The organism is Mesorhizobium sp. M1365 (genome assembly GCF_040317865.1).
Taxonomy (GTDB): Bacteria; Pseudomonadota; Alphaproteobacteria; order Rhizobiales; family Rhizobiaceae; genus Mesorhizobium.
The window spans coordinates 50,016-70,439 of record NZ_JAMYLG010000026.1 but is presented as its reverse complement, the minus strand read 5'-3'; the positions used below and the strand labels follow the sequence as shown (position 1 = coordinate 70,439).

The 20,424-nt window shown below is 59.5% G+C and carries 17 protein-coding genes and 2 pseudogenes; 8 read left to right on the top strand and 11 right to left on the bottom strand.

The genetic code is table 11. The features are described from left to right. Positions 1-286: 286 nt before the first annotated feature. Both NKH04_RS23360 and NKH04_RS23355 read right to left on the bottom strand, forming a co-directional pair. The gene (locus NKH04_RS23360) at positions 287-1,093 is read right to left on the bottom strand and encodes a class I SAM-dependent methyltransferase (RefSeq protein ID WP_352542332.1); all 807 of its coding nucleotides are present in this window, start codon (positions 1,091-1,093) and stop codon (positions 287-289) included. A gap of 91 nt (positions 1,094-1,184) precedes the next feature. Beyond that, positions 1,185-1,647: pseudogene (locus tag NKH04_RS23355) on the bottom strand (RNA polymerase sigma factor); the annotation flags it as partial. Positions 1,648-2,468: 821 nt separating this feature from the next. Between NKH04_RS23355 and NKH04_RS23350 the strand changes: the two are divergent. Together NKH04_RS23350 and NKH04_RS23345 are read left to right on the top strand one after the other, a co-directional pair. Further along, positions 2,469-3,125 carry a GHMP family kinase ATP-binding protein gene (locus NKH04_RS23350; RefSeq protein WP_352542331.1) on the top strand — a complete coding sequence of 219 codons (657 nt, stop codon included), beginning with the start codon at positions 2,469-2,471 and terminating at the stop codon, positions 3,123-3,125. After that, positions 3,122-4,165 carry a cysteine synthase family protein gene (locus NKH04_RS23345; RefSeq protein ID WP_352542330.1) on the top strand — a complete coding sequence of 348 codons (1,044 nt, stop codon included), beginning with the start codon at positions 3,122-3,124 and terminating at the stop codon, positions 4,163-4,165. The genes NKH04_RS23350 and NKH04_RS23345 overlap by 4 nt, the downstream gene beginning before the upstream one ends. A 44-nt stretch (positions 4,166-4,209) precedes the next feature. Here the strand turns inward: NKH04_RS23345 and NKH04_RS23340 are convergent, their stop codons facing one another. The 6 genes from NKH04_RS23340 to NKH04_RS23315 all read right to left on the bottom strand — a co-directional run bounded on the left by NKH04_RS23340 (position 4,210) and on the right by NKH04_RS23315 (position 9,880). Next, the gene (locus NKH04_RS23340) at positions 4,210-4,941 is read right to left on the bottom strand and encodes an amino acid ABC transporter ATP-binding protein (RefSeq protein ID WP_353045040.1); all 732 of its coding nucleotides are present in this window, start codon (positions 4,939-4,941) and stop codon (positions 4,210-4,212) included. Next, entirely contained in the window at positions 4,938-5,594 is a 657-nt protein-coding gene (locus NKH04_RS23335; RefSeq protein WP_352542328.1) for an amino acid ABC transporter permease, read from the bottom strand. The genes NKH04_RS23340 and NKH04_RS23335 overlap by 4 nt, the downstream gene beginning before the upstream one ends. Before the next feature lie 107 nt (positions 5,595-5,701). Beyond that, positions 5,702-6,448 carry a substrate-binding periplasmic protein gene (locus NKH04_RS23330; RefSeq protein ID WP_352472981.1) on the bottom strand — a complete coding sequence of 249 codons (747 nt, stop codon included), beginning with the start codon at positions 6,446-6,448 and terminating at the stop codon, positions 5,702-5,704. A 198-nt stretch (positions 6,449-6,646) separates the two neighbouring features. After that, positions 6,647-7,909: a threonine synthase gene (locus NKH04_RS23325; RefSeq protein ID WP_353045039.1), complete on the bottom strand. Its 1,263-nt coding sequence runs from the start codon at positions 7,907-7,909 to the stop codon at positions 6,647-6,649. Continuing rightward, on the bottom strand, positions 7,906-9,099 hold the full coding sequence (locus NKH04_RS23320; protein ID WP_353045038.1) for a M24 family metallopeptidase: 1,194 nt from the start codon (positions 9,097-9,099) through the stop codon (positions 7,906-7,908). The genes NKH04_RS23325 and NKH04_RS23320 overlap by 4 nt, the downstream gene beginning before the upstream one ends. Then, positions 9,089-9,880: an IclR family transcriptional regulator gene (locus tag NKH04_RS23315; protein WP_352996937.1), complete on the bottom strand. Its 792-nt coding sequence runs from the start codon at positions 9,878-9,880 to the stop codon at positions 9,089-9,091. The genes NKH04_RS23320 and NKH04_RS23315 overlap by 11 nt, the downstream gene beginning before the upstream one ends. A gap of 104 nt (positions 9,881-9,984) precedes the next feature. Here NKH04_RS23315 and NKH04_RS23310 point away from each other — a divergent pair, with 104 nt between their 5' ends. Next, entirely contained in the window at positions 9,985-10,287 is a 303-nt protein-coding gene (locus tag NKH04_RS23310; RefSeq protein WP_353045037.1) for a helix-turn-helix domain-containing protein, read from the top strand. Between the two features lie 28 nt (positions 10,288-10,315). Here the strand turns inward: NKH04_RS23310 and NKH04_RS23305 are convergent, their stop codons facing one another. Then, positions 10,316-10,531, bottom strand: a complete 216-nt coding sequence (locus NKH04_RS23305) for a helix-turn-helix domain-containing protein (RefSeq protein WP_352816226.1) — start codon at positions 10,529-10,531, stop codon at positions 10,316-10,318. Between the two features lie 128 nt (positions 10,532-10,659). Between NKH04_RS23305 and NKH04_RS23300 the strand changes: the two genes are divergently transcribed. The 3 genes from NKH04_RS23300 to NKH04_RS23290 all read left to right on the top strand — a co-directional run bounded on the left by NKH04_RS23300 (position 10,660) and on the right by NKH04_RS23290 (position 12,462). After that, positions 10,660-11,409 (top strand): autoinducer binding domain-containing protein, encoded by a 750-nt coding sequence (locus NKH04_RS23300; RefSeq protein WP_352816227.1) that lies wholly within the window; start codon positions 10,660-10,662, stop codon positions 11,407-11,409. A 73-nt stretch (positions 11,410-11,482) separates the two neighbouring features. After that, entirely contained in the window at positions 11,483-12,115 is a 633-nt protein-coding gene (locus tag NKH04_RS23295; protein ID WP_353045036.1) for an acyl-homoserine-lactone synthase, read from the top strand. Positions 12,116-12,186: 71 nt separating this feature from the next. Continuing rightward, on the top strand, positions 12,187-12,462 hold the full coding sequence (locus NKH04_RS23290) for a hypothetical protein (RefSeq protein WP_352542322.1): 276 nt from the start codon (positions 12,187-12,189) through the stop codon (positions 12,460-12,462). Between the two features lie 1,101 nt (positions 12,463-13,563). Here the strand turns inward: NKH04_RS23290 and NKH04_RS23285 are convergent. Then, positions 13,564-14,679: pseudogene (locus NKH04_RS23285) on the bottom strand (IS110 family RNA-guided transposase). Between the two features lie 679 nt (positions 14,680-15,358). Continuing rightward, entirely contained in the window at positions 15,359-15,634 is a 276-nt protein-coding gene (locus NKH04_RS23280) for a hypothetical protein (protein WP_353045035.1), read from the bottom strand. 103 nt (positions 15,635-15,737) lie between these two features. Between NKH04_RS23280 and NKH04_RS23275 the strand changes: the two genes are divergently transcribed. Beyond that, positions 15,738-16,085: a hypothetical protein gene (locus NKH04_RS23275; protein ID WP_352816230.1), complete on the top strand. Its 348-nt coding sequence runs from the start codon at positions 15,738-15,740 to the stop codon at positions 16,083-16,085. A gap of 894 nt (positions 16,086-16,979) precedes the next feature. Continuing rightward, entirely contained in the window at positions 16,980-20,405 is a 3,426-nt protein-coding gene (locus tag NKH04_RS23270) for an acyl-[ACP]--phospholipid O-acyltransferase (protein ID WP_353045042.1), read from the top strand. Positions 20,406-20,424: the final 19 nt, after the last annotated feature.

Sequence of the window (20,424 nt, the reverse complement as noted above, 5' to 3'; positions counted from 1 at the left end):
CTCCGCTAAACACGGGGGCTGCGCGGCGGACACGCCGACGTCACCGCAATGCCACGCCATTTTGCAGAACTTGACGCACACAACTGGTCGAGTGAAGTCCAGGAGGGGATAGCTTGTGCAACCTGCGGGTGGCGCATGACACTGTACTCGCAGGCGCCAGCGCCCGACATCGAGGGCGCGAGCTGCCCTCCGAAGGCAGAGGTCACAGGTGATGCGCCTGCCCACAGTAGCGATGATCGCCACCAGGGATGGCGTCGGGAACTTCGCGCTCTCAATCCGAATTGTGTTACTCGGGCCGTTCGGCAATAAAGAGAGTATCGGGGAGAAGCCCAAGACGCTCGCGATCGGCGGCAGGTATACGGTCTGAATTTATTCGAGCAACCGTAAAACCCGCGTCCTCGATACGCTCCTTGATATCGGGACCGTAGGCTCGCACGTGATCTGATCCGCCGAAGCGTTCGTCGCGCTCGCTCCGTGACATGGATGGCGTCGCTTCGAGCGTTTGACGATAGATAAGCGGTACTTGGATCCAGACCTGTCCTCCAGGCTTAAGGGATGACCAAACTTGCCGAAAGACATGCCGATCGTCAGGTACGTGCTCCATGACATGACACAAGACGACAATATCGAGATCGCTGATGCCGTTCATGTTCATTAGGTCAACCTGCACGGTATCGGGGCCGTACCGTCCGGGCTCAATATCGCCTTTAATGAGGTTGCCCGCCTGAGATAGTCTCTTTGAAAGCCCCTTTTCGCTCGGCGCAATCTGGAGAATTCTAAGCGGTCCCGCCGGAAGCCCGAGAAGCTTACGGTCTAGAGCACAAATCAAAAACCGCTCACGATCCAGGGCATGACAAAGCGGGCAAATAAGCGTGTATCCCCCGAAACGGTAAAAAGCCGCCACACCGCGATCGCAGGCATTGCAGTGATGAGCCTTCCTCGTCGGGAGTAGTGTCAGGGTGAGGGCTCTCAGCCAATCTCCGTACGAATCAAGTTTGCGTGTGACCCGCCGCGTTGTGATACGATCAGCATAGCTGCGAAAAAGAGATAGAAGTCGGCTTCCTCGAGCGTTGTTCCACGATGGTTTCAGCATGTTGGCCTTCTAAGATTTTTGACCCGAGGACCGATAATTAGCGCCCCCTGATGTAACGTCGAGTCAGCGGAGCAGCAGGAGATTCGCCCGTCATGGCATCGACCGTGATATCGAGCAGACCCGCGATCTCAGCCAGCGGCTCGTCAAGCACATCCTTCAGGATAATGACGCTGCGCTGGAGGATCGGGAGTTCCGTAAAGCGAGACACCGCAGTTTGTATCGCTTCCTGAAGCATCAAAATCTTCACGGGGTCCGGAGCGGCGTCGACAACGACTTCAAGGGCCGCCTCGATAGGCTCTGCTGCGCGGATCGCACGGCTGCGCAGCAGGTCCGGCGCACGGCTATGGGCAATCCGGAAGAACCAGGGTCGCAGCTGCGGAATCTTGCACAACTGGTCGAGAGCAACGAGGGTTCGAGCAAAGATCCTGCACAACGTCTTCGCCGTCGACGACCGACCCCATGAGACGCGAGCAATAGCGGTGCAGTTCAGGCCGTAACGAGACGGCAAGGGTGACGAACCCGGTGAGGAACTCCTCCCGACTGCCGCGGTCCATGGTAGATCCTGCACCGATCAAGGCGTCGCCACCCTGTGCCTCCGTCATCACCACCGCTTCGACGACAAGAGATTCGTGCGCGACGATATGCAGGGCCGGTGAGATCGCAATCGAACGCTCAAGCCGCCACGCAGCCTAGCCGCGCAAGACGCGCAGAGGCAAGGAGCTAAAGCGCCGACGCCTGGGTGAGGCCGCTATGGGCTATCGCCAGATCTCAGTATTGACTCAGGGTGAGCAGTCCAACCCTCCTTACAAGACCAATACTGAAAATACCGTGCATGGCCGCACTTGTTTCGGAATGGTTGGCCGCAAGACCAACGGTTCCCGAAACGAGTGCTGCTGTGTCTAGTCCAGTATTGGAGGCTCCAATTGGTGGGGCAATCTTGTCCGTATCTTTGCATGATGTGCTTGCCAATGGGACTACCGAGATTTGGCGAGTGACAGCACGGGTCAGTCGCACGCATCATCGCCCAATGCCATGGTGAGGAGATGATGCGGTGACCCAGACAAGCACACCGAGATCCGGCCAGCAGACACATTCGAGGAAGATCAACAAGGAGACTGTCACATGGCCTCTGGTGGTAGGAGTCGGTCGGGCACACGCCCATCACGGGGAATTCCTCCAAGGCGTCTTTGAAGCGGACAACGGACGGCTTTGTCGCGGACTCGTCACGCTTCCGCTGACGTCGCAAGGGTCGCTAGCGACCTTCTGGCCGGATGAACAAGATGGCATTCGGCCGCGACCCGCAAACCGGGTCAAAGCGGCGCGCGCGGCGGCCCTCACGCTCGAGCATGTCGGGGTAGCTGGCAGGGGGGGAGAATTGACGATCGAAAGCTCTATTCCGATAGGGCACGGCTACGGTTCCTCCACGGCAGACGTCATTGCCTCGATCCGCGCGGTCGCGGCTTCGGCGCGCGTCACGCTGCGCCAGTCAACTGTTGCGCGACTGGCCGTTGCCGCGGAAAGCGCAAGCGACGCCATCGCCTACTGCGACCAAGCTCTCCTCTTCGCTCACCGGGAAGGCCGTACAATCGAACATTTCGGAGGCGAGTTCCCGCCCTTTCTCGTGGTGGGTTTCAGGGACGGCAGTGCCCGACCGATCGACACGCTAGGCATGCGACGAGCACGCTACGACAGTGAGGAAATCGGGCTGTTCCGTGTTCTGCGGGGACTGGCGAACCGCTCCATCCGGCAACAAGATCCCCGCCTGCTTGGACGTGTCGCAACCATCAGCGCCAGTATCAGTCAGAAGCACCTGCCGAAGGCATCCTTCGACACCATTTTGGATATAGCGCGGGCGCATGACGCGTGCGGTGTGCAGGTGGCCCACAGCGGAACATTGATCGGCATCCTTCTGGATGCGACTGCGCCCAGGGCGGCCATGCGCGCTGCTGAGCTCGCAAGGCAGGTGAGCGGCACAGGTCTGCAAGGCGTCCATACGTTTGCCCTTAATGCCGAAACGAGGCTAATCCAGTGACCGCGGCGCAAGACTATTTACGCGCCTACGAGACGCCGCGTTTTGCCCAACTCGCACCTAACCTCAACGCCGCCTGCTTTTCCCTCATGAAGCTGATCCCCGCCCGGTTCATGGTCGATCAGGCGGAAGCGTCAGGGCGCCTCAGGCGGGAAGGTCACATCATCGAAACGACGTCGGGCACATTCGGCCTCGCCATCGCCATGCTGGCTGCGGCTCGTGGCTATGCGCTTATACTTGTCACGGCCTCCAGCCTCATCGACCTGAAACTCAGGCGGCGACTGGAACAACTTGGTGCCAAAGTCATGGCCATCGACGATCCTCAAGGAGACGGCAATCAGCGCGGTCGGCTCCAGTATCTTCAGCAGACCCTGCAAGATAGCCCGGGCACGTATTGGCCTCGGCAATACGACAATCCGGAAAACCGCCTTGCTTACGCGCGCCTGGCGGACCTCGTTGTTCGATCATTCGGCCGCATCGATTGCCTCGTCGGCTGCGTGGGCACTGGGGGATCGCTTTGTGGAACCGGAGGCTTCCTTCGTGAGCTCTTTCCTGATCTCAGGATGATTGCTGTCGATACCCACAGAAGCATGCTCTTTGGCCAGCCTGTCGGACGTCGCATGCTGCGCGGGCTCGGCAACAGCGTTTTGCCGGACAATGTTCGTCATGAGATGATCGACGATATTCATTGGGTGGGCGCATTGCCGGCCTACGCAATGGCGCATGGGCTGTTTCGCGATCACGGGCTGTTCATGGGGCCGACCAGCGGCGCCGCAGCCTTGGTCGGCGCCTGGTTCGCCAGGCACAATCCGGAAGCCTCCACCGTCGTGATAATGCCAGATGAAGGGCATCGTCATTCCGATACAGTCTACAACCCCGACTGGCTCGCCGGTTTGAAGCATTGGCCAATCTCCATTCCCCTTGAACCAACTGTTCTCACGCAAATTCGTCCGGCCGAAGAGACGGCATGGACGAGATTCCCTTGGAACCGCAGAACTTTAAACGCCGTCCTCGCGGGGGACGGCCTGTCCCCTACGCAGTGACAGGTCCGAACTGAGGCTAGGCGACAAACAACATCGGCCAGCAGTCACACAGGGTGCATGACCCGGTGAAGAAAATCCCTAGTGCGTTCGTGTCTCGGATTTCGAAGCAGTTCCTTGGCCGGACCTTGCTCAACGATCCGGCCGCCGTCGAGAAAGAGGACGCTGTCGGAAACCTCGCGGGCGAACTGAATTTCGTGCGTAACCACGAGCATGGTCATGTTCTCGTCTGCGAGCGCGCGCATGACCTGCAGGACCTCGCCGACCGTTTCCGGGTCAAGTGCGGAGGTGGGCTCGTCGAAAAGAATGGCCTGTGGGCGCATCGCCAGGGCACGGGCGATGGCCACGCGCTGCTGTTGACCCCCCGACAATGACGCGGGATAGGCATTCGTCTTGTCGGCCAACCCGACGCGACTGAGCAATGCCGTGGCCCGCTCCCGGACCTGGTTCCTATTTTCCTTCAGCACGTAGAGCGGCCCTTCCATGACATTTTCCAGGGCTGTGCGGTGCGGAAACAGGTTGAAACGTTGGAAAACCATGGAAACGCGGGTGCAGATGGCGTGAACCTGGGGCGAGGCGGCATCGACCACGGTGCCGTCGATACTGATGCGACCGCGCTGATAGGTCTCAAGCCCGTTCACACATCGCAGAAGCGTCGATTTGCCGGAACCCGAGGGCCCAATCAGACATACGACCTGTCCTTTGGCGATCTCGGCGTTGATTCCCTTGAGGACTTCGTGGGAGCCGAAGGACTTGTGCACGTTTTCAAAGGTGATCATCCCGCCGCCCCAAGATAGCTTTCGATTCTACGCATAAACAGGTTCAGCGGAACCGTCAGGCACAGGTAAAGCAGTGCCACCAAGGTAAAAACTGTCATGTTGTCGAATGTGGACGACGCAAGCATCTTGCCCTGCATGGTCAACTCCTGAACCGAAATCACCGAGACAAGCGAGGAGTCCTTCAGCAGCATGACCATATTGTTGGCGTAAGGCGGCAGGATGATCTTGAATGCCTGCGGCAGCACGACGCGGCGCATCATCAACGGACGCTTCATGCCGATCGATTTTGCCGCTTCGACCTGACCCTTATCGACCGCCTCGATGCCAGCCCGGAAGGTTTCCCCGAGATAGCAGGAGTGCGCCAGCCCCAGCCCGATCGTGCCAGCCTGGAGCGCAGTCAGGTTGATGCCGATCTCGGGCGCGACGAAGTAGATATAAAAGAGAACCACCAACAATGGTATGCCGCGCACGAAGTCGACAAGGAGCCGCGTCGGCACGGCGAGACAGCGTATCCCCGATGTCCTGAACAGCGCCCAAACAAGGCCGAGCGCCGTCGCAAGACACAGCGCAAGAAGGGTTATCATGACGGTCAGCCAAACGCCGTTAAGAAGAAGCGGCAGATATTCCGTTGCATGCGCGATGAATTTGGTCATGGCCGGCTTCCTCTTGGCACGTACCCCGGCCGTCAAAGCCGGTCATTCCGATGCGATCCTTTGGTCCTGCCAGCCGGCGCTTCTGTCGAGGTCAGTGCGGGTCGGCCTCAAAGGCCATATTTGGCAAATATTCGGCTTAATTCGCCGCTTTCCTTCAGCTTGGCGATGGAGGCATTCACCTTTTCGAGAAGCAGTGGATTTTCCTTGGCAACTGCCAACGCGACCTCGCCTTTTTTCATCGGCTGATAGCCGTCGACGAGGCGAACACCCAGGCCGGGATTCTTTGAAAGCTGATATGCGACGATCGGGGCGTCACCGAAACCGGCCTTGATGCGGCCCAGAACCACATCGCGCATCATGTCAGCGATTGAGTCGTAGAGCTTGACTTGACCGAAGACGCCAAGCGCTTCCAGAGCATCAGCGTAGGTCGAGCCGATCTGCGCCCCGACGGTCGCACCTCTGAGTTCCTCGATCGTGTAGTTTTTGCTATCGCCGGCAGCAACAAACATCGCCTCGCCATAGGCGTAAACCGGCGTGCTGAAATCGATTACCTGCTTTCGTTTGTCCGTTATGAACATGCTGGCGGAAATCAGATTGATTTTGTCGGTCGTCAGTGCCGGGATCAGGGCTGGAAAAGCGTTTATTTGAAAATCGGCGGTCGTGCCAAGGCTCGCGGCAATCGCACTTGCCAGATCGACCATCGCGCCTGTCGGCTTTTGGGTTGCGGTGTCGACAAACGTGAACGGCACTCCGGTTGGCGTGACGCCGACTCTGAGCGTTTCCTCAGCCATCGTCTGAGTTGCCATTGCGACACTGAGGGCTGCGAGCCAGCCGATGAGCGTTTTCCGAAGCATGAACATTCCCCTTACATCATGTTTGAATCGAGATTCCGCTCGCTAAGCGAGTTGAATTTGCCTCTCCTGGATAGCTTTTAGAAAAGTCGCAATACCGTCCAATGGTGGACGAGATCATCAATTGATCAGAAAAAATCGCATCCGTTCATGATCGCCTCTATCTTCTCTTCAGGACATCTTGGTCGCGCGCCGTTCAAGTCAGGGTGTGAAATAGTCACGGCCCTCGGCAACGTATTCCCACGCTTCGGCAACTGACTGAAACGATGGTTGTGCTTTGTTCGGACCGGTCGAACGATCCAAATCCTTGAGGCCGCTCGCTGTCACGATGGCAACGACGCTGTCCGACCGCGCGATGGTGCCTTCTCGCCTCAAGGATTCGATAGCTGCAAATGGCGTCACCGAGGCTAGCTCGGCAAAAACACCCTCGGTGGCCGCAAGCTGCTGCTGCATCGCTATCAAGCCGATATTGCCGACCGGCATTGCCGTGCCGCCAGATTCACGCAGGGCGTTGAGCGCCTGAAACGTGCTTCGTGTGGTGCCGATCGAGATGGCAAGCGTGTCGAAGCTTGCGGGGACTTCGGCAACCAGATCTCCCTTGCCGGCAAGGGCTCTGGCCAAAGATCCGTGCACTTCCGCCGCCACGAGTCTCGGCAACCGCTCGATCTTGCCTTGGCTGAGAAGATCCTTGAATCCGGCCCACAGCCCGGCAAGCGCATCCCCATAGCAAACAGGCAAGGCGCACCAGTCCGGCACGGCACCGTGCATTTGTTCGACGATTTCGTAAGCCAGGGTCTTGAAGCCCTCGATCCCGACAGGATGACTGCCGACCACGGGGCTGTGAAACGGTGATGTTGCAAACCATCCGAGGCGCTCGGTACCAGCGGCAAGCAATGGCCAGCGATGGGACTTGTCGGCCAGGGATACGACGCTTGCGCCGTATTTGCGGATCTGCGCCAACATTGCGCCGGCGGTGCCTGAGAATGTGACAACGACGCATTTCAGGCCCGCCCGTGCAGCATAGGCGGCAAGTGAGGCCCCGGCGTTTCCCGACGAAGCAGTCGCCACCACGCGTGCGCCACTCAAACGTGCCATCGACACCGCCACGGTCGAGAAGCGGTCCTTGTGGGACCAGGTAGGGTTTGCGCCCTCGTCCTTGATAAGCAGCTTGGGGACGCCGAGCTGCTTTCCCAGCTTCTCGGCGCTCAGCAATGGCGTCAGGCCCTCGCCCAAGGAGATTGCATCGCTGAGTCCACAAGGAAGCATGTCGGCATAGCGCCAGAGCGAGGGCAGGGCGGCACCCGCTGCGGAAGCGGCCGATGTAGCTCCGGATGGATCGTAGACGACCTTAAGATTGGCCGGTGCTTCGGCACAGCATTTCGGGCAGCCGCGTGAGTCGATTTTGGTATCGATCCGGAACAAGGCGCCGCATCGAATACAGGAAAACCCTGCCGCGCGGCTCATAACGGCACCCGGGTGATTGCATCGCGCGTCTGCGTCAGCCGCTCCACTCCGCGCTCGCGAACAACCACCATGTCCTCCACCTGGAGTCCCCAGCGGCCGATTTCGTAGTAGGGGGTCTCCACGCACAGCACCATTCCTTCTTCAAGGATGTCTGTACTGCGCGCCGAGAGCGTCGGCGCATCATAACCATCAAGGCCGATGCCATGTCCGACGTGATCGCGCTCGTAGTGGGCAATTCCTTCGCGCTTCACCACACGCACGACCGTTTCGAAGAGCTGTGCTGCTGCCATGCCCGGCCGGATAATGTCGCAGGCATGCTGAACGCCGCGCAGCAGCGCCTGCTGAAGCCGATGCGCCTGCGGCGGCGGCTCGCCCAGCGTGGCGATACGGGCAATGTCGGCGCGGTAGTGCCGGAACCGGCCACCGACGTCGAAGCGGATGATTTCTCCAGCGCGCAACCTGCGGTCAGACGGCTGGACGTTCATGAGCGCGCTGCGCTCGCCAAAGCCGATGCATCCCAGTACGGGCAGGGCGCCTTCCTCGACCGTCCTGACATGAAAAGCGCGCGCCAGATCTGCTTCGGTGGCGCCTTCCTGAGCAACGCCGAGTGCTGCTTGAATGGAGCGTTCGGCAATCTGGGCAACTTGGCCGAGCCGTTCGATTTCACTTGCCGTTTTTACGGCACGAACCTCGCGAAGCAATGCGGTGGCTGGTAGGAACGACGCATTGGGAAAATGGGCTCTGAGGGTTTCCTGGTATCCTGGTGCGAGCCCGGCCTCGTCTATGCCGATCCGCCCACGGCCGAGCTGAGCTTCTTCCAATGCGGCGACCAAAGCCGCGATGGCATCGCCATGCCTCGGCAGGTCTCGAAGCTGGAGGTGTCGTTCATTGGCGAGGTCCACGGTGGTCGAGGAACCGACATTGGCGTAAAAGTCGCCATAGCGCCGAACCTTGCTCACCCAGACTTCCTGATCGGCTACGAGGTCGAGCGTGCTGGAGCTGGCGATGATTTCAGGCGTGCCCTTGTCAGGAGCCGGCCACACGACATAAGCCTGCGGGCCGCGACGGATCCATTGCGGCAGAGCCCAGAAGCCGCTCATGTAGGTCACGTTTTCCGGGGCAGTCGCTATAATTGCGTCAAGCCCGGCTGCCGTCATGCATTGTTTCAGGCGCGCTTGGTTAAGCAGCATGATGGGAATCCCGAGCCTGTTTTGCTTCCATAAAGCCGAGGCCGGTGGAAATGCGCGCCGCAGCCGCCATTACTGCCTCTCCAATCTCAGCGATCTCCACATGCGGTCCCACTGACCGGGGGTAGGCCGCACTTATAGCCGCGATGATTGTGCCTGATGCATCGCGAAGCGGTGCGCCGACCGCAATCAGCCCGGTAAAGTTCTCGTCCAGGGATGTTGTGTAACCAATGGGCTCGGACGCTCTGATTTGAGCAACGAGCTTGTGCGGATCGGTGACTGTGCGTACGGCAACCTGCTCCAGTGGACCTCGTCCAAGAATCGCAATGACCGCCTCGCCGCTCAGCTCCATCAGGAGCGCCTTGCCCAACGCGGTGGAATGCAAGGGGAAGGTCTCGCCAGGTGAAGAACGAATGACGACCGGACTCTTGCTTTGCACGGTCAGGAGATAAATTCCGCAGCTGCCCCGCCTGATACCGAGGAATGCGTTGAAGCACCCTTCGGCGGCCAGCGCCTGCAGTTCGATTTCAGCCAAACCAACCAGGCGATCTCTGCCCAGGACCTTCCGCGCCAGCGCCAGCACGGAGTGACCCAGCCGGTAGCGCCGCGAGTCTGGCGACTGCTCGACATAGCCCTGCTCTGCCAGGGTATTCAGAATTCGCTGCACGGCGGGAGCACTCTGCTCAAGCCGGCGGGCGAGTTCGCGCACCCCGACTGCTTCGTCCGCTTCCTTGAGGACATTGAGAACCGCAAGCCCACGTTCCAACGAAAGATTTCCTGTCACTGACGTTCCTTATTTCGGAATGGCGTTCCTTAATATGATGAGAAAAGCAGCAATAGCCGCGCCTGTCAATGACGAATGTTCATTATAGTGTGTCGTCCTAAAGTGTGCCCAGCGACGACCATGCCGTCATGGACCTACGGTTGGTTGTCGGCCTCAACGTACAGAGGATTCGGCGCGCACAGGCCCTCTCTCAAGAGGAACTGTCGTTCCGTTCAGGATTCACGCGCGCCTATCTGAGTGGTCTCGAGGCCGGCCGTCGCAATCCCACACTCCTGTCGCTCGCAAAGCTTGCCACCGCGTTGAGCGTCGACATCGACGAGCTGACGAAACGGCCCGGCAAAAACGCCCGAGCCCCAGCTGGTAATTGTGCAGTGGCGTCGCGTGAGCGGCGCAAGGGAAAATCCTGATGCTCTCGGCGGCCTGCTGGCCAGTGCGTCACGGCGAGTTTCGACGGATGAGCTGCTCCACGTTAACTTGCAATGCCAACGCCAGCACCTCCAGCGTATCGACGGTCGGTGAGTTTTCCTCCCGCTCGAGCTTGCCGACATAGTTGCGGTCGAGGCCGGCAAGGTCCGCGAGCTGCTCCTGCGACAAGCCGGCGCCCTGGCGAAGCAACCTCAGATTGCGAGCAAAAACAGACCTCAGCCTCATGCGGCGAGGCAGTCAGAACGCGCCCTTTAGTGCCACCTACTATAGTAGTCAAAAGTCATGCCGGACGTTGCGGTTGGACCTAAGTTATTTATTTTGTTCTTTGTCTCAGTACATTGAAAGGGCCTACAATGGCGGCGGTTCACGGGAGCGTCTTACAGGATCAGCTAATACAAATCTTTGAAGCAACCGCGCAGATTGACCGTGCAACCAGCGCCGCCGAGATCATTCGGCAACTGCGCAAGAGCATCGAACGTCACGGCTACGCAGCCTGTCTGGTCACCGAATTGCCACGCCAGGACACCGGATCGCTGGATGGACACATCCTTGTCAACGGTTGGCCGCAGGAATGGTACGACCGCTATATGGCTGCCGGACACTATCGCCATGACCCTTGTGTTGCTGTGTGCCGTGGTGCGATCGGGCCCTTCCTCTGGCGGGACGTCCATCACGGCTTGACGGACGGAAATGCCAGGAGGGTGATGGATGAAGCGAAAGAGTTTGGGCTTTGCGACGGGATCTGCATCCCGATTCAGGCTGCGTTTGGCGATCCGGCCTGTGTAACGGTTGCCGGAAGTGAAATTGATTTGGCGCCGACGGTGCGCTGCACCATTCATGCCCTTGCGCGCCATGCCTATTCGGCTGCCGAACGCCTCGTTGGCAACTCGCGCAGGCGGCCGAGACAAAAGCTTTCCCAACGAGAGCGTGAAATCCTGCAGTGGGTCGCGGGAGGAAAAACCGCATGGGAGGTTTCCCGAATACTTGGCATCTCGGAAAACACTGTGACGACCCACCTGCGCAACATCAAGCAGAAACTCAGCACCGCCAACGTTGTGCACGCGATCGTGGAGGCGTTTCGCAGGCACGAAATCGAACTTTGATCCATCCCCAGATCTGGGTATTTCCCGGGCAATCGTCGCGTGGTCGGATGGGGTTCCATCGCGAGGAACCGCAATGATTCAGGTCCATGTCGTTGACGCGTCAAACAGCTTTGCCTATCGAGGGGATCTCGACAGCTACTTCCGCCTGCGGCATGAAATCTATGTCGATGAACGTGGATGGCAGGACCTGAGACGCCCCGACGGTCGCGAGATCGACGCGTTCGATACTCCAGAAGCGATTCATCTGCTCGGCATCCAGCCAGGAAAAGGCGTCGTTGCCGGATCCCGTTTCGTGCCGAGCCTTCGGCCACATCTGATGAGCGAAACCTTTCCGCAACTCGCCGACGGCGGCGTTCCGCGCCGACCCAATATCTTTGAATGGACCAGGTTCTTCGTGGCGCGGGATCTTCGTGAGCCCGGCCGACCTTGCCAGGCAGCCGGCGTGATCTACTGCGGAATTTTGGAATTCTGTATCCAGCGACATATCAGCAATCTGACAATCGTGTGCGAGGAGTACTGGTTCGACCGCCTCGCATCGATTGGCTGGAATCCGAAGCAGCTTGGGCCTGCGCTCGCACATGGTGATATGACGATCATCGGTCTGATGGTTGATGTCAGCCCGTCAGCCTTGATCGCGACGCGACAATTCTACCGCATAACGGAGCCTGTGATTTGGGCCGAAACGCCATTCAAGCGGCTGGCCTGACCGCGGGCCGTCCGCTTTTGGGCGTCACGCCTCGAACGACACATGCTGCCTGGCACTCGCAGAGGGCGGCGATGTACTATCGCGTGCAAATCGGCTGTCTGCCTCGCGCCATAACAGCCATTCAAAGGCGGAGGTGTCCAAAGACGGGCGCTCCGGGGCAAGCGGTACCAGCCTTGGCATCGAAATCGAAGAAGAAGGTCTGGGAAAAGGACACACCGGATCTTGGAGCGTACGACTTCTCCTTCGATCCAATTTCTTTTTTTGGGCAGTTCACGCCCGAGAGCCTGGTGAAGGCGACGGACACAATTCTTGAGGGCCTGGCCAAATTTCCCGATGCGTCGCTGTGATCGTGCGGACTGGCTTGGGACCCACTGGCCGCATCCTCGCAGGCCTCCACGTGACCGCCAAGGGTCGCGGTGCGGCAGTGCTCGATCGCCATGATGGACAACACAGACATCAAGGCAGGTGAAGCCAAGATCGGCGAGCTGAAGCGCAACATGGACGCGATCAACGCAGCCCGACGAAAGGGCGGCTGTGTTGCCGGCACTCTGTAAGCCGCTCCAACGTTAAAATTGTCGGCTTGCTTCCCGCCCTCGCGACTGCGGAGTGGTCGTTCCATCGATTGACTCCCGTAATGCACAGGCAGTTAATCTCCCCGCAAGGGCAAAAGAGGGGCTATGAAACTGGGAGAAAACGATGACTGTCCAAAAAGAAGACTATCGAACCAACAGAGCCGACTTCGCCATAGCTGCCATGCATAGCCGAGCGACCCCTGAGGGCGATCGTGACGATTTGGTGGCGAGGAAAAAGTCCCTGTGGGTAACAGATCGGCGATCTGCAAAATTGGCTGCAAACCCGTCCGAAAGCTCGCCAGAACCCAAGGCAAAGGCGCGCGGTAAGTGAATCGTGCCAGTCAATTTCTTACCGCCGAGTACTTCGTTCACATTGTTCGATTACATTACATTTATCTAATGTACTAACCAGCCAGTCGGGCATTCCCGAAGGCTCGCTGGTCAGGCTCAGCGGCCCCCCTAACCCAAGCTGCTGGGCCGCCTGCTAAGGAAGTGCGTGTATCGCTGATACGGTCGTCGGTGACCCCCCTCCGTACCGCGGCCGGGATCGCAACCACGTCACCGACCGGACTGGGCGCTCAGGACGCCTGCCGGCGCTCGCGGCATCACGTCGACATTGTCATGTACCTCCGCGCAATCCGTAGATCCATTCGATGAGTCCGTTTGCGTGACGCGGTTCGCGAACGAACCCAGTCCACCTTATATTTCGGTCAGGCGCATACACCTGTTCCATGATCCCGCTTGCGGCGGATTCGGACCCAAGGGACGAAACCATTCTTCAGCGGCGGCTGTTTGAGGCCATGAGTTTCGTCGGTTCGTCTACCGAGGATCTGCCAGGCCTGATCGGTCCTGGAGATTGTTAGAATCGATTGGCGTCTACGCTGATGGTTCCGTCAGGAAAGCTCCTTCTATAACGACTCCGGCGTTCACGTATTTCCACAGCGCAACAAGCAGTTTCCGAGCGAGGGCGATGATCGCCACTGGCTGAGTGCGGAATTGGGTTGATGGCGCACCCAGAGCCACGCAACCTGGACAAGCGTCGACCGGAGCCTAGGATTGCCGGACTTCGAGACTCCCTGCTCGCAATTAATCTGCCCACTTTGCCAGGGCGTTGGCACCAAACCAGCGTAGGCGGCAACCTGTCGTCGATTGTCAAACTTGCGCGACAATCCCTCAGACCACAGGACGGCCGCGAACTCCGGACCTATTCCCTTGAGGCTGAGCAGCAGGGCCGGTGTTGGCTCATCTGCCGCGACGAGCAAGGCGTCGCGTGCCTCTTCAACATCCTTGATCTGCTGGATCAGCAACTCGATGCGATCAAGCTCGCGGCTGATCTGCGCCATGAGCGCTGGCGGCAGTGGACGCCCATCTGCGGTAATGAGCGCGTCGAGGCATTTGCGTCGATCGCCTTTCAACGGTTCGTATCCGGACACACCTTGGCTGAACAAAAGGCCCTTTCTCCTGTTGACGTGCCTGATCCGCTCGTTCGTCAGCGCCTTCCGCTCCCGCACCAACCGGCGACGGTCTTCCTCCTCCGGCGTTGGCACTCGCAACATCGCGCAAACCCGAGGCTCGCCGCGGTTGTAGGCCAACAACGCTCGAACCAGTGCTTCCCGTCAATCCTGTCGGTCTTGGCCCGCCGGCGGCGACGCGATGTGGCAGTGGATGCCGGGTCCACGACATAACTCTCGATGCCTTCGCGTTCGAGGACCCGATGTATCCAGAATCCATCCAGACCAGCTTCCTGGATTGATATGACCCGGAAACGCTGCCCTGTCCGCACTTCCGCCTTTCGTTGCAGCTCTGCGAAGTGATCGAGCAAACCCGGAATGTCGCCCCCGGCACGAGGTGTCTCGACATTCTCTCGCCCCCACCTGGCGAAAGCGAAGTCACGAGCCATTTTGAACGAGACAGTTCTAACGAGACAAATATTGCGGCAAGATCGACGCGGATAGCGGTCGGGGGCTTCCCCAAAATGTGCGCGGCGAGCATGCGTTGAGGGCGAGACGAGTCTATGTGCCTTGACGGGATGCAGAATATATTCCTATTTTGCGGGATGCCGCACCGTCGCCGCCATGAACAGATTTCCGAGTATCATGCTTGCCAAGATCGAACGGCAGGCTTGACTACTGACGAAGGAACTGTGGGTCGCGCAGTTGTCCCCAAGGCCGTTCTGTCCGCACTACGACGCCATCGACAATTTGCATCGGGACCTAAAGCGGGCGCTCAACTTGCTGCATGACCGCCCGGCGGATTACGAAGAACCGCATTTCGCGCCCATGTCGCGAGGGTGAAGAACTAGCCTGTCAGTTTAGTGAAGTCGTGGCGCCGCGCGCGAACATGTGCCAGCAAATTCGTTTCGTTTACGACCCCTGATTGAAAGAGATTCAGCGTGGTCGAGGCCAGAATCTGACCGTCTATCGGGGTGCTGTACCATTTGGCGTCGGCGGTTACCTGGTCGACAACCCGCTGGCAGATCGCCCGATCTTTAGGTCTAAGGAACTGACTTTTCAGTGCTCGTAGCATCTCGACGCCTTGAAACCGAGAGTCACCTGTCTCCGCGCGATACCCATGCGTGGTCTGCGAGCATGGACCCTAAACGCATTCAGACAGAAAATTGCCATTCGTTTGAGTGGTACCGATGTCGCGTGGATAAGCGGCGGTCCGCGAGCTAATCCACCATGTCGCGCAGCGGCTTCTTGCGCTTTGGCGTCCTGTACTTCTCGACCAGCCTGACCTTGTCGATGTCGATCGTCACCAGCGGTCCCAGATCGACAGTCACCCTGCCGCCTTCCTCGTCTACGCGCGTGATCTCTCCGGTAAGCTCGATCTGCTGCCCCTTCTTCACCTTGGTATGATCGATGACCGAATGCGGAAAGCTATAGCTCGGAATCGAGACGTTTACGCAGTGCTGAGTGACCCGTTTGCGAAGGCGGCCGGGATCCACCTCGTCACGAATGGAAATTCCGCGCGCCGTTCCATGAGTCTGGTGCGCTCGGCGCCTTACTCAAGATATTGCTAATTATGGATGAGCCCGCTTCCTCCAATCGATGGATGAAGCCGATCGTGGGCCGGTGCTACTTGATGCATCGCGCGACTTACCCGACAAGAGCTGGCTCCAGGGGCAAAATATGAGCAAGACGACTCTCATTGCTATCGCAATCCTCGCGATCGGTGTCGGCTGTGCCGAAGCCAAGGACCGTAAGGTCGAAACCGCGACCGACCGTAAGGTCGAAACCGCGACCCTCGGCACGCACGCCAATTCGAAGAACCTGCCGGTTTGTACCGCGGCAAGCTCACTCTTCGAAGTCCTCGGTGATAAATGTTTTCTCGTCACAGGTTCGATGATCTATGGCGACATCGCCGAACTCTCCCGGACAATCACTTTGAGTTGGTAGCCGAAGCAACAACCTCCCAGCGCGGCCTCCATTCTCCGGTATGAAGTTGCGTCGCAGGGGCTGCCTTCGCCCAGATATCGACCCAGTCTTCGCGCGTCGCCAATACCGGCGCAATCCCCAGTCACCACGGGCCTCTTCAAAATTCTTATGCCGTCCGCACCTGCGGTCGAGCTTGTCGCGCCAACAGCAGCGCCTCTGCATCGTTTGGGCAACCCAACGCATAGCTTCCGGTCCGGAAACTCGCTTACGCGTTTCATCGTCCATTCGGCAGTGGAAATTTAGGCCGATTTGGCAGTGCTCAGAATCGCGTAGCTGTCCTGCGATCCGCTCGGAGAGGATGGCGAGTGGTTGCGGCAACTGCGCCTCAAGCTGGCTGGCGACCGCCGTCTGCAGCCCGCTGCTGCGGAGCAGCGCTGACGCTGCGTTCGTCCGGACCGTCGCAAGACCGCTTGATTGTATCCGGCCTGGAGACAGACAAACGCCGGCGCAACCTCACCCTGAAACCAAAAGACAATATCGATGCCCTTCAACAGCTATGCTCCCAAGGGTTGAAGCGCCTGCAAACATTCACCATGCCAATTTCGCCATCGCCGCTTCGATAATGACGGCGCCATCAATTTCATGGAGCAACCTTTGCCGCCAAGGGGTTCTGCCCGATGGCGGCGACCAGGCTCGTGCATACCTCGATCACCATCACCAGGACCCTGCGAGACGCAGAAGAGGCGAGCCGCTTCATGAACCGGCTAGAAGCCCCAAACCCAAAAGCCGCTGATCGATTTGAGCCGCAGTAACGAAGTGTAACCGCGTTCGCACTACAAGAAGCTCAAACCGCGCAAGACCGCTGATCGATACGACCACGATGTTCAAGGGTATTGCCCAATGGAAGCCGCCCCAATGGAAATCGCCAAGAACGGCCATACGACTAGCCATCTGATGACGTCACGGCGCTTTGCGCCTCTCTTCTGGACGCAGTTCCTTTCCGCCTTCAACGACAATTTCCTCAAGAACACGCTGGTGTTCCTTATTCTGTTCACCCTGGCGGCGGACAAGGCTGCATCACTGGTTACGCTGGCGGGTGCCGTCTTCATGGCTCCTTTCCTGCTCCTGTCCGCCGTTGGTGGCGAGATCGCCGACCGGTTCGACAAGGCGCTCATCGCCCGTCGGCTGAAATTCACCGAGATCGCCGCTGCGGCTGTCGCTGTCGTTGGAATCACCCTGTCGTCGATCCCGGTGCTGATGATCGCGTTGCTCATGTTCGGCATCATCTCGGCACTGTTCGGACCGATCAAGTACGGCATCCTGCCGGATCACCTCGAGCGCAAGGAATTGCCCCGCGCCAATGCCTGGATCGAATCGGCAACCTTCGCCGCCATCCTCGGCGGCACTATCGCCGGAGGCGTCGTCTCGGCCGATGGCATTGGGGTCTCGGTGTTCGGGCCGATCATGATGGTCCTTGCCGTGGCCTGTTGGTTTGTCAGCCGCTACATCCCGTCCACCGGTTCTGCGGCTCCCGACCTAGTCATCGACAAAAACATCTTTCGCTCGACCTGGCGACAGGTGAACGGTTTGCGTGCCGACAAGCGGATCTGGCGCGCCGGACTGATGACGTCGTGGTTCTGGCTGATCGGGGCCATTGTCCTTTCGATCCTGCCTACACTGGTCAAGGATTCGCTCGGTGGCGGAGAAATCGCGGTCACCGCCTATCTCGCGGTGTTCGCCGTTTCGATCGCCATTGGCTCTGCCATAGCCGCATGGATGTCGCAGGGCCGCATGGTGCTCTTGCCAGCCCCGGTTGGCACTGCGTTGATGGCACTGTTCGGCTTGGACCTGGCCTGGACCATCTGGAGCATGCAGCCTTCGATCGGGGCCGAAACGCTCGCAATATTCTTCGCCAGGCCAAACACGGTCCATGTTGCGATCGACCTTGCCGGCATGGCTATTGCCAGCGCCTTTCTTGTCGTACCAACCTTCGCCGCCGTACAAGCCTGGGCGCCCGAAGCCAGTCGCGCTCGCGTCGTCGCCGCGGTGAGCATCGTCAATGCAGGCTTTATGACGGTGGGCGGCATACTTGTTGCCGCGATTCAAGCAGTGGGCGTCTCCACTGGAGGTATCCTGTTCGGCCTCGCCGCACTCAACGTGGTCGCCGCCTGGCTGATGCTGAGATATCTGCCAACCAACGCCTTCCGCGACTTCGTTTCCATTCTGTTCCGAGCCTTCCATCGTCTGGAGGTGGAGGGGCTGGAAAACCTTAAGGCGGCCGGCCCGGCACCCATCCTGGCGCTCAACCATGTCAGTTTCCTCGACGGCCCATTGGCTTTGACGCTGACGGATGAGGAGCCGGTGTTTGCCATCGACTACACCATCGCCCAAGCCTGGTGGATGAAGCCGTTCATGAAACTTGCGCGCGCCCTGCCGCTCAATCCGGCCAAGCCGATGTCGACCCGCACGCTTATCAAGGCCGTGCAAGGCGGCGATCCGCTTGTCATCTTCCCCGAAGGCCGGATCACCGTGACCGGCGGCCTAATGAAGGTCTATGACGGTGGCGCCATGGTGGCCGACAAGACCGGCTCGATGATCGTGCCAGTGCGCATCGACGGCCTGGAGAAGAGCTATTTTTCGCGGCTGAGTTCGCTGCATGTGCGCCGCCAGCTGTTCCCAAAGGTCAGGGTGACGATACTAGAACCGGCCAAACTTGAAGTACCGCCGGATCTCAAGGGCCGGAAGCGCCGCGCAGCGGCGGGTGCTGCCCTCTACCAGGTCATGTCGGATCTCGTCTTCCGCACCCAGGACATCGACAAGACTGTGCTGGAGAAGATCATCCAGACGGCGAGCGAACGCGGCATGAAGCAACTGGCCGTGCAGGACCCCGTCACCGGTTCGCTGAGCTACGGCAAGCTGCTGACAGCCGCCGCCGTGCTTGGAGAGAAATTCAAGAACCTCTATGCCGGCCAGCAGACGCTCGGCATCATGCTGCCCAATGCGAACGGCGCCTGTGCGACGCTGCTCGGCGTCATGTCCGCCGGCAAGGTTCCGGCGATGATGAACTTCACTGCCGGTGCGGCCAACATCCTCTCCGCTTGCAAGGCCGCCGAGGTGCGCACCGTGCTGACTTCACGCGCCTTTGTCGAACAAGCGAAACTTGGCGCCGTGGTCGAGGAACTCGGCCGCTCGGTCGATATTGTGTGGCTTGATGATCTGAGGGCCACCATTGGCCTCAAGGACAAGCTGCTCGGCCTTTTGCGCAAAAATGCACCCCGGGTCGCCCGCAAGCCCGGCCAACCGGCGGTGATCCTGTTCACCTCAGGTTCTGAAGGCACGCCTAAGGGCGTGGTGCTCACCCATCGCAATATCCTGGCTAATGCCGCCCAGGCCGCCTCGCGTATCGACTTCCATTCGGGCGACAAGGTCTTCAACGTGCTGCCGATCTTCCACTCGTTCGGCATGACAGCAGGTACGGTGCTGCCGCTGATTTCGGGCGTGCCGGTCTATTTCTATCCCTCCCCGCTGCACTATCGCATCGTGCCGGAGTTGGTCTACGCATCGAACGCGACGATCATCTTCGGCACCGATACGTTCCTCAGCGGCTATGCGCGTACGGCACACCCTTACGACTTCCGCTCAGTGCGCTATTGCTTTGCCGGCGCGGAACCGGTCAAGGCTTCTACGCGCGCGACCTATATGGAAAAGTTCGGCCTGCGCATCCTCGAAGGCTATGGCGTGACCGAAACCGCGCCCGTGATCTCCATCAACACGCCGATGTACAACCGCTCCGGCAGTGTCGGCAAAATCATGCCGGGTATGGAGTACCGCCTGGACCCGGTGCCTGGCGTCGAGGATGGCGGACGGCTTTTCGTGCGGGGGCCCAACGTCATGGCGGGCTATCTGCGCACCGAGAAGCCGGGCGTGCTCGAGCCGCTCGAAGACGGCTGGCATGACACCGGTGACGTGGTCGCCGTCGACGACGTCGGCTTCATCACCATTCGAGGCCGCGCGAAGCGCTTTGCCAAGATCGGTGGCGAGATGGTTTCGCTGGCCGCCGTCGAGGCACTGGCGGGCGAATTGTGGAAAGGCTCGCTCTCGGCAGTCGCCGCCGTGCCAGATGCGCGCAAGGGCGAAAAGCTGGTCCTCATTACCGAGGCTGTCAACGCCACGCGTGCCGAATTCCTGGCCTTCGCCAGGGCCAACGGCGCCATGGACCTGATGGTGCCGGCCGAAGTGCGCGTCGTTGCGAAAGTGCCTGTCCTCGGCTCAGGCAAGCTCGATTTCTCCGCTGTGACCAAAATGGTGAGCGGCGAAGACATGAAAACCCAAGCGGCTTGAACGGCTCGCTTTTACGGGT